The sequence below is a fragment of the Chromatium okenii genome, assembly GCF_002958735.1.
Lineage (GTDB): Bacteria > Pseudomonadota > Gammaproteobacteria > Chromatiales > Chromatiaceae > Chromatium > Chromatium okenii_A.
Map to the genome: position 1 here is coordinate 164,944 of NZ_PPGH01000034.1, position 14,069 is coordinate 179,012.

A 14,069-nucleotide genomic window follows, 5' to 3' on the forward strand; every position below is an offset into this window, starting at 1 on the left:
AGAGGTTCTGTCATGTGTCTAGCCATTCCTGCACAAATCACGCAGATCGAAACCGGCAGCGACCAAGCGATTGTGACCGTCGGCGGCGTGAGCAAAACGATTTCGCTGGCGCTGATTGACGATGCAGCCGTCGGCGATTACGTGCTGATTCACGTCGGTTATGCGCTGAATAAACTCAGCGTCGAAGATGCGGAATACACGCTGCGCCTGATTGAAGAAATGGGCTTGTTTTGAAAATCCCCCCCAGCCCCCCTTTTTCAAAGGGGGGAGAAAGAGAAAAAGCCCCTGTGAAAAATGAGCACAAAAAGCCCCCTTTGGAAAAGGGGGGTTGGGGGGATTTATCCAACAGGCAATTAGCGATTTCCAGACAGCCCGCAACCGCACTGTTAAAATCCGCAGTTCCCAATTCATTCAACCGATTTCATGCCCATGACTGTTCGCACCCGTTTCGCTCCATCTCCAACCGGCTATCTACACGTTGGCGGCGCTCGCACTGCGCTATTTTGCTATCTCTACGCCCGCAAACACGGCGGTCAATTCGTATTGCGCATTGAAGACACCGATTTAGAGCGTTCAACTGCCGAATCAGTGAATGCAATTTTAGAAGGAATGACGTGGCTGGGATTGGATTATGACGAAGGCCCGTTTTATCAAACTCAGCGTTTTGATCGCTACAACGCAGTCATTGATGATTTATTAGCGCGGGGATTAGCGTATCGCTGCGATTGTTCTAAAGAGCGATTAGAAAAGCTGCGCGTTGATCAAATGGCGCATAAACAAAAACCGCGTTATGACGGGCATTGTTGCCAGCGCACCATTGATCCCGACGCGCCGCATGTCATTCGCTTCAAAAATCCACCTGATGGCGTGGTCATCGTCGATGATCTTATTCGTGGACGGGTTCCATTTGCCAATGCTGAATTAGATGATCTCATTATTCGCCGCAGCGATGGCGCACCAACGTATAATTTAAGCGTCGTCGTCGATGATGCCGATATGCGCATTACGCACGTCATTCGTGGTGACGATCATCTCAATAATACACCGCGCCAAATTAACATTTTGCGGGCAATGGGACATGAACCGCCACGTTATGCGCATGTGCCAATGATCTTGGGTGATGACGGCGCTCGCCTTTCTAAACGGCATGGCGCAGTGAGTGTGATTGCGTACCGCGATCAAGGCTATTTACCCGAAGCCTTATTGAATTATTTAGTGCGGCTGGGTTGGTCACACGGCGATCAAGAAGTGTTCTCGATTGAACAAATGATTGAATTATTCGATATTGGCGACGTGAATAAAGCTGCGTCTGCATTTAATACCGATAAACTCGATTGGCTCAATCAACAGTATTTGCAACATGCCGATCCGCAGCGAATTGATCGTCTGCTGCGTCCGCATTTAGGTCATCTTGGTATTGACCCTTCCACCGGCCCAGCATTAACTGCGGTGATTAAAGCCCAAGCTGCTCGCGCTAAAACATTGACTGAATTGGCAGAAATCAGCGCGTTTTGTTACCGTGATTTCGATGAATTCGATGAAGCGTCAGCGAAAAAGCATTTGCGTTTAGTTGCCCGCGAGCCATTAGAACAAATCCGCGCTGCCTTTGAATTGCTGGCGAATGACGATTGGACGGCGGAAACGTTAAAACACACGGTGGAGCGCGTGGCAGAAACGTTGCAAGTGAATATGGGAAAAGTTGCCCAGCCATTGCGGGTGGCAGTTGTTGGTCGTGCTGCGTCGCCGGGAATTGATGAAACGCTATTATTGGTTGGTAAAGAGGCGACACTGCGCCGAATTGATAAGGCACTGGCATATATTGCAGCACGGGGCGCAGAAGCGTAATGGATGTTGATACCACTGCTGCGCCAGCAGCAAAGCCCCCCTTTAGCAAAGGGGGGTTGGGGGATTGATCAAAATTCGCGGACTCACATTTCGGCGCGGTGAACGGGTGATTTTTGATCAGCTTGATCTCGATATTCAGCGCGGTTCTGTTACCGGCATTATGGGGCCAAGCGGCAGCGGTAAAACGACGCTGCTCAAATTGATGACCGGGCAATTGCAGCCAAATGCCGGGTTAATTGAAGTGGATGGCGAAAATATCCAGCATTTGAAAAAGAAAGATTTATTTCAATTGCGGCAGCGCATGGGAATGCTCTTTCAAAGCGGCGCGTTATTAACCGATTTAACCGTATTTGAAAACGTCGCTTATCCATTGCGCGAGCATGTCAAGTTATCACCGTCGCTATTGCGTAAATTGGTGTTGCTGAAATTAGAAGCAGTCGGATTGCGCGGCGCACGAGATTTAATGCCGCATGAATTATCTGGTGGAATGGCGCGACGAGTGGCGCTGGCTCGCGCCATTGCGCTTGATCCAATGATGTTGCTATACGACGAACCTTTTACCGGGCAAGACCCAATTTCAATGGGCGTATTGGTGACGCTCATTCGTCAATTGAATGATGATGCCGGATTGACCAGCATTTTGGTTTCGCACGATGTCCGCGAAACGGCGAGCATCGCTGATGCGCTTTATCTCATTTATGGCGGGAAGGTGATCGCGCACGGAACGCCAGCGGAAATTGCGGCGGATCAATCGGCGCAGGTGCGGCAATTTATGGACGGACGACCTGACGGTCCGCTGCATTTTCATTATCCCGCGCCAGCGTTGGCTGATGATCTACGCGCTGGAGGATCATCCTAATGATATTCAATAGCTTGGCGCAAATTGGGCGCAGCACCATCACCACGCTGCAACGCATTGGACGAGCGCATTTGCTGCTGCTCAATTGCATTCTCGGCGTTGGCGAAATTCTGTGGCGTCCTCGCTTATTCACTGCACAACTGTTTAATATCGGCGTGTTATCGCTGCTGATCGTCGGAATTTCCGGGCTATTTGTCGGCATGGTGCTGGGATTGCAGGGTTATTACGTGCTGGCGCAGTTCGGCGCGGCGCAAAGTTTAGGCGTGATGGTGGCGACGTCGCTGGTGCGCGAACTTGGTCCAGTGGTGACGGCACTGCTGGTGGCCGGACGCGCTGGTTCGGCGCTCACCGCAGAAATTGGGCTGATGAAAGCGACCGAACAATTGGCGGGTTTAGAAATGATGGCAGTTGATCCAGTGCGCCGGATTTTGACGCCGCGTTTATTCGGCGGCATCTTGGCGATGCCCTTGCTGGCGGGATTGTTCAGCGCAGTCGGCGTCATCGGTGGTTATTTCGTGGGCGTCGGACTGCTCGGCGTTGATGACGGCGCATTTTGGAGCCAGATGCAGGCGAAGGTTGATTTTCAAGAAGATGTCGTCAACGGTGTCATCAAAAGTCTGGTGTTTGGCGTGGTCGTGACGTGGATCGCGCTGTTTCAGGGTTATGAAAGCGTGCCGACCGCAGAAGGCGTCAGTCGTGCCACCACCCGCTCAGTGGTTCATGCCGCACTGGTGGTGCTCGGCGTCGATTTCGTATTGACTGCATTGATGTTTGGAACCGAATAATGCGCTTCGATGAAATGCGTAGGATTTACTCAGTTGAAAAAAGTTGTCAGTAATCACTGACAATTCAATCAAGCGTTTATGCTGTATCAGCAAGTCGAGGAGCTTGAATTGGACGCTGTACTGCGCTAATCAAGTGCGGATCAAACCACTTAATCAATGTTGATTAGTTTTTTTTAGAACAGGAATAAGCTCATGCGCATCATTCTGTTAGGCGGTCCCGGTGCTGGCAAAGGCACTCAAGCCAATTTCATCAAAACTCATTTTCACATTCCGCAGATTTCGACTGGCGACATGCTCCGCGCTCACGTCAAAGCGGGCAGCGAATTGGGCATTGCGGCAAAGAAAATCATGGATGAAGGCGGACTGGTTTCCGATGACATCATCATGGGCATGGTTAAACAACGCATTACTGATGCCGACTGCGCCAGCGGTTATTTATTTGACGGTTTTCCGCGCACCTTGCCGCAGGCTGATGCGTTGAAAGCCGCTGGTGTCAGTATCGACGCAGTGGTGGAAATCGACGTTCCCGATGAAGAAATCATTCGCCGCATGTCTGGGCGGCGCGTGCATTTGGCATCTGGGCGCACCTATCACGTTGTTTTTAATCCGCCGCGTCAAGAAGGAATTGATAACGAAACCGGCGAGCATTGATTCAACGCGATGATGACCGTGAAGACACGGTAAAAGCGCGATTGAATGTGTATCACGAGCAAACCGAGCCGCTGATTCACTATTACAGCAGTTGGTCAATAGAAGGCGCTGCTGGCGCTCCGGCTTATATTAAAGTGGCAGGAATTGGCAGCGTTGACGACATTCGTGACCGCATCATTAGCCAACTTGCTGCGCTATAAAACGCCACTTTTTGCAATAACTGATTGTTTAACGCTTTAGGTGTGATGCGGTTGAAAAAAGCTGTCAATCGCAAATACTACGGTCACTGAAAAATGAAAACTTTTTTCAACCGCATCACGCTTATTATGATAACCATTTAAGCAAGAGGATTTACGCATGGCTGTTATTGAACTCACGACCGCAACTTTTGAAGCAACAGTGCAGAAGCATGATTTTGTGATGGTTGATTTTTGGGCGCCATGGTGCGGTCCCTGTCGTTCATTTGCGCCGGTGTATGAAAAAGTCTCCGCAGATTTTGATGACATCGTATTCGCTAAAGTGAATACGGAAGAGCATCAAGATATTGCTGCGCATTTCCAGATTCGTTCGATTCCCACGCTGATGATTTTCCGCGACCAGATCATCATCTTTTCCCAAGCTGGCGCATTGCCGGAAGGTGGTTTGCGCGAATTACTCACCAAAGCCAAAGAATTGGATATGGATGAAGTAAAAAAGAGCATTGCGCAACAATCTGCGTAATGAGTGCTTTGCGCATTTGCGGGTGAAATGAGTTTTCAATTCATCCGCTCCATCGCTCCAACGTTTTGCCGCCAATTCCCGCTCGGTTTAATTCACAATGAAACCATTACCCATGCTTAACGTTGCCGCAGTGCGGGCGCAATTCCCGATTTTTGAGACCACTGCGCACGGTTTGCCATTGATTTATTTAGACAGTGCTGCCAGCACTCAGCAACCGACAGCGGTGATTGCGGCAGTGAATGATTATCACCGCCAATCACACGCCAACATTCATCGTGGCGTGTATCAACTTTCGCAAACAGCAACTCGGCTTTACGAAGAAGCGCGGCTGACCGTGGCGCGTTTTCTCAATGCCGCTGATCCGGCGGAATGCGTGTTTACTCGCGGCGCGACTGAGTCGATCAATTTAGTTGCTGCTTGCTGGGGTGCGGCAAATCTTCAGCCCGGCGACGAGATTATTTTGTCCACGCTTGAACACCATTCCAACATCGTGCCGTGGCAGCTCGTCGCCGAGAAAACCGGCGCACAAATTCGCGTGATTCCGATCAACGATGCTGGCGAAATTCAGCTTGATGCGTATCGGCAACTGCTGTCTCCGCGCACCCGTTTAGTTGCGGTAAATCAAGTGTCTAACGCGCTCGGCACGATCAATCCGGTGCGGGAAATCATCGCTGCCGCTCACGCTGCGGGCGCACTGGTGTTGATTGATGGAGCGCAGTGGATCGCTCACGGTGACCGATGTGCAGGAATTAGATGCTGATTTTTATGTGTTTTCTGGTCATAAATTGTACGGCCCGACGGGAATTGGCGTGCTGTACGGCAAACGCCATCTGCTCGACGCGATGCCGCCATATCAAGGCGGTGGCGACATGATCGAACAGGTCACGTTTGCGCAGACGACTTACGCGCCGCTGCCCAGCAAATATGAAGCGGGAACGCCGAACATTTCTGGCGCAATTGGGTTGGCAGCAGCCATTGATTGGATTCAAGCAATTGGGCTGGCGCAGATCAGCGCCCACGAGCAGCGTTTACTGCAACATGCCACTGCGCGGTTGAGTGCCATTTCTGGTTTAGAAATCAAGGGCACAGCGCAGCACAAAAGCGGCGTGGTGTCGTGGATTGTGGTCGATCCGCCGCTGGCAACGCTCGATATTGGAACGCAGCTTGATCTGCGCGGGATTTGCATTCGCACCGGGCATCACTGCTGCCAGCCGCTGATGGATCGGTTCGGCATTGCGGCGACTGCTCGCGCTTCCTTCGGCGTTTACAACAACTTAGACGACATCGACCGCTTGGCAGAAGCATTAACCGACATCATCGCAGCCGCCCGCGCTAAACAAAGCCCCCCTTCAGCAAAGTCATCGCAAAGCCCCCCTTTGCAAAAGGGGGGTTGGGGGGATTTCAAATTAACCGCTGCTGCCTCACCGACCGCAGCAGCGAATGACATTGCTGAAGTGTTTGAATTTTTGCCAGATTGGCCGATGCGTCATCAACATGTGATTGATTTAGGTGACAAATTGCCACCGATGCCCGAGGAACTGAAAACCGCAGCAACGGCAGTGCACGGTTGTCAAAGCACGGTGCACATCGCAGCGCGGATTGCGCCGGGCACCACCGACATCATTGAATTTATTGCGGATAGCGACGCCAATCTGGTGCGCGGGTTAATTGCGCTGTTGCAGCAGATTTATTCGGGGCAACCGGCTGCCGCAATTTTGGCATTTGATGCCGAAGCGTTTTTTGCACGAATTGGTCTGGATCAACATTTGAGCATGTCGCGGCGCAACGGTTTGGCAGCGATGGTGCAGCGGGTGCGGGCGCTGGCGCAGCAAGTGGTTGGTGAATAATTGAATGCTGAATGAAAATGTTGATTTGATCGTGGCAGTTAAATCGAAAAACGCCGCATTCAACTGATCGAACTGCTGCCACAAATCGCACGGTATTAAATTCGTCAATTTCAAACAAACGCCATTCAGTGCGTATGTCATTCCTGCATAATTGACGCTCTTTTTTTCACTCGAAAATGACACACAAATGATTCCTTCCTGTCCCCGCTGTACTTTAGAAAATACCTATCCTGATGGCGATCATTACGTTTGTGCTGATTGCGGGCATGAATGGTTAATGACTGCAACGACCGAAATGGATGACAGCGCCGGGCGTATCGTCAAAGATGCCAATGGTTCGGTGTTGAGCGATGGCGATACGGTCGTATTGATTAAAGATTTGAAAGTGAAAGGCTCATCAATCACTTTGAAAGTCGGCAGCAAAGCGAAAAACATTCGCTTGGGCGACGGCGATCACGAAGTTGATTGCAAATTGGATGTGGGCAACTTCATGTTGAAAGCCTGCTATTTGAAAAAAGTTTGATCGCCACAGTGTGGCGTTTATCGTCACACTTTTTCCCACGAGCCAGTCAGGCCATCAAACATGTCTGCCATCTTGGAATTTTTCAGCAGCTCTGGCGCTTTGAACGGCGATAACGCTGCGTTTATTGAAGACCTTTACGAACGCTATCTTGCTGATCCTGAAAGTATTGATTTGGCATGGCGGGTGCGTTTTGAACAGTTGGCAGCAAACGCTACGCCGTCCACGACACCAGACATTCCGCATCGCCCGATTCGGGACAATTTCCTGCGGCTGGCGCAGGAAAGCCGTTCCCTCGCCAGCGCCAGCACTGTCGAACATCTCGCGCCCGGCGCAGCGGAAAAACAGTCCGCAGTGCTGGCGCTGATTACGGGCTACCGTTATCGCGGGCATCAGGTCGCCAATCTCGATCCCATCAAACTGCGCGACACGCCGCACATCGTCGATCTCGATCCGGCGTATCACAATTTAGAACACCATGATTTTGATTTGGTTTTTCACACCGGATCGCTTTACGCACCAGACCGGATGACGCTGCGCGAGATCATCGCCATCGTGGAGCAAACCTATTGCGGCAGCGTCGGCTCGGAATATCTGCACATCACCAACACGCAGGAACGGCGCTGGATTCAAAAGCGGCTGGAAGGTTATCGCGCCACGCCGGAGCTGGAGACTGCGGATCGGCACTGGCTGCTGAAACTGCTGACGGCTGCCGAGGGCTTTGAAACCTATCTGCATCAGCGGTTTGTTGGACAAAAACGGTTTTCGTTGGAAGGCGGCGAGGCGCTGATTCCGCTGCTCGACGAGCTGATTCAACGCGCTGGGCGCAAAGGTCAGCAGGAAATCGTCATTGGTATGGCGCATCGCGGACGGCTTAACGTGCTAACCAACATTTTCGGCAAACCGCCAACCGACATTTTTGACGAATTTGAGGGACGTGTGGAGGTTCGCGCCGAATGTCGGCAACTGGCTGGCGATGTCAAATATCACATGGGTTTTGCCACTGACATCGACACGCCCGGCGGTTCGGTGCATTTGGTGCTCGGCTTCAATCCTTCGCATTTGGAAATCATCAATCCAGTAATTGAAGGCTCGGTGCGGGCGCGACAACGGCGGCGTTTGGATCGCACTGGCGATCAGGTGCTGCCAGTGTTGATTCACGGCGATGCTGCGTTTGCGGGACAGGGCGTGGTGATGGAAACGCTGCAACTGTCGCAAACCCGCAGTTACAACACTGGCGGCACCGTGCACATCGTCATCAACAATCAAATCGGCTTCACCACCAGCCACCCGCTCGATGCGCGTTCCAGTGCTTATTGCACCGATGTTGGCAAACTGGTCGCTGCGCCGGTGTTTCACGTCAACGGCGATGATCCCGAAGCGGTGATTTTCGTGACGCGGATGGCGTTGGATTTTCGCAACCAATTTCATAAAGATGTGATCATTGATCTGGTGTGTTATCGCCGCCTCGGCCACAACGAAGCCGATGAACCCGCCGTGACCCAGCCGATGATGTATCAAAAAATCCGCAACCATCCGACGCCGCGCACCGTGTACGCCGAGCGTCTGATTGCTGCCGGACTGATTGACCGCAGCGCTGCCGACGTGCTGCTCACCAATTACCGCGACGCCATTGCGCAGGGCGTGGTGATTGCGCGTCCGGTGCTGCACGGTTTGAAGAATCAACCGCCGCGTGTCGATTGGAGCTTTTGCCGAGGAATGCCGTGGAATCAAGAGATTGATACTGGCGTTGCCCGCGAGCAACTGCGGGCATTGACTGAAATGATGCTGCGTTTGCCGGAAGGTTTCGCGCTGCATCCTCGGGTTGAAAAGTTGTGGGAAGAACGGCGACGCATGGGACAAGGCGATCAACTGCTGAATTGGGGCATGGCAGAAAATCTCGCTTATGCCAGCCTGCTCGATAGCGGAATTGCGGTGCGACTGTCGGGGCAAGATGTGGGGCGCGGCACTTTTGTGCATCGCCACGCTAAAATTCACGATCAAAACAACGGTGTTTCTTATACGCCACTGCAACATTTACACGACCAGCAAGGCGCGTTTATCGCCATCGATTCGATTTTGTCGGAAGAGGCCGTGCTCGGTTATGAATACGGTTTTGCGACGGCCGAACCGGATGCGCTCACGCTGTGGGAAGCGCAATTTGGCGATTTTGCCAACGGTGCGCAGGTGGTAATCGACCAGTTCATCACCTCCGGCGGCAGCAAATGGGGCTTGGATTGTGGGCTGGTGATGCTGTTGCCGCACGGGTTGGAAGGGCAGGGCGCGGAACATTCTTCAGCGCGGTTGGAGCGGTTTTTACAACTGTGTGCCGATCACAACATTCAGGTGTGCGTACCGACCACGCCGGCGCAAATGTTTCATCTGCTGCGCCGCCAAATGTTGCGCCATTACCGCAAGCCGTTGATTGTCATGACACCCAAAAGTCTGCTGCGCCATCGTATTGCGGTGTCGGCGTTGGATGAGTTGGTCAGTGGTCAATTTCAAACGGTGATTCAAGAGGTTGACGCGCTTGATCCCGCCGGAATTGAACGGCTGATTTTCTGTTGCGGCAAGGTGTATTTCGATTTATTGGAAGCGCGGCGGGCGCGAGGTTTGACCAATGTCGCCATTGTGCGGATTGAGCAACTGTATCCGTTCCCAAAAGAGGCGTTTGCGGCAGTGATTGCGCAGTATCCGACCACCGAACAAATCATCTGGTGTCAAGAAGAAGCGCAAAATCAAGGCGCTTGGGATCAGATCAAACATCGTTTTCATCATTTGATGCAAGCGGGTAAACGTCCGTATTACGTCGGTCGTCCGGCATCTGCTGCGCCAGCAGTGGGACATCGCGCCGTGCATCTCGAACAGCATGAGCGGCTGCTGGATGAAGCCCTGACCGGTCACTTTAATCTCAATATGAATCAAAGGATTCCACCACAATGAGCCATGATGTTCGCGTTCCCATCCTTCCCGAATCGGTCGCTGATGCCACCGTCGCCGCATGGCACAAACAGCCCGGCGAGGCAGTGTGCGAGGGGGATAATCTCGTTGATTTAGAAACAGATAAAGTCGTGCTTGAGGTTCCTGCGCCAGCGTCGGGCATTCTCGGTGCGCATCAGGTCAAGGTTGGCGATGTCGTGCGGGCGGAAGAGCTGCTGGCGCAGATTGCGGCGAGTGGAGAAATCCCGAAATCCCCCCCTGCCCCCCTTTTACAAAGGGGGGAGGAAGAGAAGCCCCCCTTTAATAAATCCCCCCAGCCCCCTTTGCTAAAGGGGGAGCAAAAGCCCCCCTTTGAAAAAGGGGGGGTGGGGGGATTTGAAGCCCCGCTCGCCCCTGCCGCTCGCCGACTCATCAAGGAAATGAACCTTGATCCACAACAGATTTCTGGCAGCGGTAAAGATGGACGGATTCATAAAGCCGATGTTGTTGCTTGGCTCGATCAACGCGAACGGGCTGCGCCAGAACATGACCCAGACGCGCTGACCTTGACTGCGGAAACGCCCGCTGCCGCGCCGAGTCTCAGCGGTGACGCCAGTCGTCCCGAGCAGCGCGTGCCGATGACACGGCTCCGCGCCCGCATTGCCGAGCGGTTGGTGCAGGCGCAACACAACGCAGCGTTATTAACCACGTTTAATGAAATCAATTTGCGAGCAGTGCTGGCGCTGCGCGATCAATACAAAACGCTATTTGAAACGCGGCATGGAGTGCGTTTAGGTTTCATGTCATTTTTCGTGCAGGCAGTGGTCGAAGCATTGCAGCGTTTTCCGGTATTAAATGCGACGCTTGACGGCGATGATATTGTCTATCACGGCTATTTCGATATTGGGATTGCCGTGAGTTCACCGCGTGGTTTAGTCGTGCCAATTCTGCGCAATTGCGATCAATTGAGCATGGCAGATATTGAGCGCGGTATTGCGCAATTTGGACAAAAAGCCAAAGACGGCAGCCTGAGTTTTGAAGAATTGAATGGCGGTACTTTTTCCATTACCAACGGCGGCGTATTCGGTTCGCTGTTATCCACGCCAATTCTGAATCCGCCGCAAAGCGCCATTCTCGGAATGCACAAAATCCAAGAACGCCCCATTGCCGAAAACGGGCAAATCGTGATTGCGCCAATGATGTATCTCGCCTTGACTTACGATCATCGTATTATTGATGGGCGCGATGCAGTGCAATTCTTGGTCGCCATTAAAGAGACGTTGGAAGACCCAGCAAGATTGTTATTGCGGGTGTAATTGATTAACCACGCTTCAACCATGAATAATGCTCAAATGCGCTATTCATCACATCATTTACGCCGCGCAGTGCTGGCGCTCCGACACGGCGGCGTCGTGGCGTATCCAACCGAAGCGGTTTATGGCCTCGGCTGCGATCCGTGGAATCCGCTGGCAGTCGCCCGCGTGTTGGCGATGAAGCAACGCGAGCCTGCGAAGGGTTTGATTGTGATTGCCGCTGATATTATTCAGTTATTGCCGTTTATCGGATCGCTGCCGACTGAGCGCCAAGCGGAAATTGTGGCGAGTTGGCCAGGCCCAAATACGTGGTTAGTGCCGGTGTTGCCCACGACACCGCGCTGGTTGACGGGACAATTTGCCACGCTGGCGGTGCGCGTCACAGCGCATCCATTGGCTGCGGCGCTGTGTCGCAGTTATGGCGGGGCGATTGTCTCCACCAGCGCGAATCGGGCAGCGCGTCGCCCAGCGCGAACGGCATTGCAACTGCGCCGCGCTTTGACGACGCAGCCCGATGTTTGCTTGGTTGGAGCTTGCGGCGAGCAGCGCACCTCGTTGATTCGTGACGCACAAACTGGGCGCATGGTGCGGCTGGCTGAATTAGAGTGGGGCGAGCGGCTGGCGCTACGGGCTATACTGTGCCACCCAATAAAGACAGACGTGCTTTCAAAAAACACGAGGACATCATGCACAACGGTACAAGCATTACGCAGTTCATTATTGAAGAACAACGCCACATGACCGGCGCGACTGGCGATTTCACTTCATTGCTCAATGACGTGGTCACGGCCTGTAAGGTCATCAGCAATCTGGTTAATCACGGCGCATTGATCGGCGTACTCGGCAGCGCAGGCAGTGAGAATGTGCAGGGCGAAACGCAGAAAAAGATGGATATTCTGTCGAATGATGTGTTTCTGAAATCGAATGAATGGGCTGGGCATTTGGCCGCAATGGCATCTGAGGAAATGGATGAGATTTATCCGATTCCAGCGAAATATCCGCGTGGCAAATATCTATTAACCTTCGATCCACTCGACGGCTCCTCGAACATGGATGTCAATGTTTCGGTGGGAACCATTTTCTCCATTCTGCGCTGCCCGGGCGGTGGCGCAGCAGCAACTGAGCGCGATTTCCTGCAAGCCGGAACTCAGCAAGTTGCTGCCGGTTATGCGCTTTACGGCCCGTCAACCATGATGGTGTTGACCACCGGCAATGGCGTTAATGGCTTCACGCTGGATCAAAACATCGGTGAGTTCATTTTGACGCATCCGAATATGACGATTCCGGCCGATACCCGCGAATTTGCCATCAATGCGTCAAATATGCGGTTTTGGGAGCCGCCGATTCAGCGTTATGTGCAGGAATGTTTGGACGGCACAGAGGGCCCGCGTGAAAGTGATTTCAACATGCGCTGGATCGCGTCGATGGTTGCCGAAGTGCATCGCATCTCACTCGCGGCGGCATCTTCATGTATCCCGTTGATGCAAAAATGAAAGAGAAAGGACTGGAAGGCAAATTGCGGTTGCTTTACGAAGCGAATCCAATGTCATTCATCGTCGAGCAGGCTGGCGGCAGTTCAATTACCGGCACTGAACGGATTTTGGAGCTGCAACCGGAATCGCTGCATCAGCGCGTGCCGGTGATTTTGGGTTCAAGAAATGAAGTTGAGCGCGTTCTCAGCTATCACCAGCAGAGCTGATTAAACGCACGCGAGCGTTGATTTCTTTCCTGCCAGCGAGAAAGAGATCAACGCCTGAGATGTCAATTCACATGAGCAAACAAAAGCAATTTACGATCGCGCTTGCGGCTTTCCTGAAAACGAAGAAAAGAGTTTGATTCGCGCTTTTCAGTTATCCGCAGTCAGACCGCAGCATTACTTCTCTGGTCACAAACGCAAACCTCCTGATATTTGCATCATCAACGATGACCTTCCGCTCGGTCTCCAATGTTGGCGCGAGCTGCGCCGAGTTTTTTCGGCTAATTTCCCAGTGGTGCGTGTTGGCAGCACCGATGCACCAGCCGCATTTGCCAGCGACGTGGTAGCATCTTTTTCAAACGCCCGACGCTCGCCAGCCGCATTTTGAAAACCCTCGATGAACTGGTTTCGGACGTGTATCACTTCGCCCCGGAGCTGGCGATCCGCGATGACCCTTCAGCGCAGGCAATGGCGGATTACAACAAAACGCAGTCTGCGCCCGTGACCGCTCCTTCGCTAAACGCATTTTGGTGGTAGACGACAGCGAATCAGTGCGCACCATGATGGAAGTGCGGCTGCTGAAAGCCGGTCATTCGTTGATTTTGCAATCACCGGCGAAGAGGCACTGACGCGAGTGCAAGAGCGGGTTATCAGTTAATTTTTCTGGATGTCATGTTGCCGGGCATCAACGGTTACGAAGTCTGCCGGATTCTCAAACGCAAATTGCGGATTGCAGCGCCAGTGGTGCTGTTGACGGGTAAAACCTCACGCTTCGACAAACTGCGCGGCACCTTTGCTTCTGCGGATGTTTATCTCACTAAACCGCTCTCAATTGAGCACCTGAACACAACCTTGAAACGTTATCTGAGTTAAGTTGCGTGTGACGCTATCAATAACCATAACATTTTCAATGT

Annotated in this window: 11 protein-coding genes and 4 pseudogenes; all 15 read left to right on the forward strand. The window is 52.6% G+C overall.

Annotated elements, in window-relative coordinates; genetic code table 11:
* Positions 1–12: 12 nt before the first annotated feature.
* Complete coding sequence (locus CXB77_RS06830; protein WP_105073303.1) at positions 13–234, forward strand: HypC/HybG/HupF family hydrogenase formation chaperone; 222 nt, start codon at positions 13–15, stop codon at positions 232–234.
* Between the two features lie 195 nt (positions 235–429).
* A complete protein-coding gene (gene gltX, locus CXB77_RS06835; RefSeq protein WP_105073304.1) occupies positions 430–1,845 on the forward strand; it encodes a glutamate--tRNA ligase in 1,416 nt (471 codons plus the stop codon).
* A 64-nt stretch (positions 1,846–1,909) separates the two neighbouring features.
* A complete protein-coding gene (locus CXB77_RS06840; protein ID WP_105073305.1) occupies positions 1,910–2,704 on the forward strand; it encodes an ABC transporter ATP-binding protein in 795 nt (264 codons plus the stop codon).
* Complete coding sequence (gene mlaE / locus CXB77_RS06845; RefSeq protein WP_105073306.1) at positions 2,704–3,489, forward strand: lipid asymmetry maintenance ABC transporter permease subunit MlaE; 786 nt, start codon at positions 2,704–2,706, stop codon at positions 3,487–3,489. The genes CXB77_RS06840 and mlaE overlap by 1 nt, the downstream gene beginning before the upstream one ends.
* A gap of 192 nt (positions 3,490–3,681) precedes the next feature.
* A pseudogene (adk, locus tag CXB77_RS06850) lies at positions 3,682–4,340 on the forward strand (adenylate kinase).
* Between the two features lie 157 nt (positions 4,341–4,497).
* Positions 4,498–4,860, forward strand: a complete 363-nt coding sequence (gene trxA, locus CXB77_RS06855) for a thioredoxin (protein WP_105073307.1) — start codon at positions 4,498–4,500, stop codon at positions 4,858–4,860.
* Between the two features lie 97 nt (positions 4,861–4,957).
* A pseudogene (locus CXB77_RS06860) lies at positions 4,958–6,707 on the forward strand (SufS family cysteine desulfurase).
* Positions 6,708–6,894: 187 nt separating this feature from the next.
* Positions 6,895–7,230 (forward strand): zinc ribbon domain-containing protein YjdM, encoded by a 336-nt coding sequence (locus CXB77_RS06865; protein ID WP_105073488.1) that lies wholly within the window; start codon positions 6,895–6,897, stop codon positions 7,228–7,230.
* A 60-nt stretch (positions 7,231–7,290) separates the two neighbouring features.
* Positions 7,291–10,170, forward strand: a complete 2,880-nt coding sequence (locus CXB77_RS06870) for a 2-oxoglutarate dehydrogenase E1 component (protein WP_105073308.1) — start codon at positions 7,291–7,293, stop codon at positions 10,168–10,170.
* The gene (gene odhB / locus CXB77_RS06875; protein ID WP_105073309.1) at positions 10,167–11,462 is read left to right on the forward strand and encodes a 2-oxoglutarate dehydrogenase complex dihydrolipoyllysine-residue succinyltransferase; all 1,296 of its coding nucleotides are present in this window, start codon (positions 10,167–10,169) and stop codon (positions 11,460–11,462) included. The genes CXB77_RS06870 and odhB overlap by 4 nt, the downstream gene beginning before the upstream one ends.
* 36 nt (positions 11,463–11,498) lie before the next feature.
* Positions 11,499–12,200 (forward strand): Sua5/YciO/YrdC/YwlC family protein, encoded by a 702-nt coding sequence (locus tag CXB77_RS06880; protein ID WP_347338075.1) that lies wholly within the window; start codon positions 11,499–11,501, stop codon positions 12,198–12,200.
* Positions 12,146–13,158 (forward strand): annotated as a pseudogene (locus CXB77_RS06885) (class 1 fructose-bisphosphatase). The gene CXB77_RS06880 and the pseudogene CXB77_RS06885 overlap by 55 nt, the downstream one beginning before the upstream one ends.
* Before the next feature lie 133 nt (positions 13,159–13,291).
* Positions 13,292–13,543 carry a hypothetical protein gene (locus CXB77_RS06890; protein ID WP_105073311.1) on the forward strand — a complete coding sequence of 84 codons (252 nt, stop codon included), beginning with the start codon at positions 13,292–13,294 and terminating at the stop codon, positions 13,541–13,543.
* Positions 13,544–13,569: 26 nt separating this feature from the next.
* Positions 13,570–13,692 carry a hypothetical protein gene (locus CXB77_RS22995; RefSeq protein ID WP_277949365.1) on the forward strand — a complete coding sequence of 41 codons (123 nt, stop codon included), beginning with the start codon at positions 13,570–13,572 and terminating at the stop codon, positions 13,690–13,692.
* Between the two features lie 114 nt (positions 13,693–13,806).
* Positions 13,807–14,028: pseudogene (locus CXB77_RS06895) on the forward strand (response regulator); the annotation flags it as partial.
* Positions 14,029–14,069 lie beyond the last annotated feature (41 nt).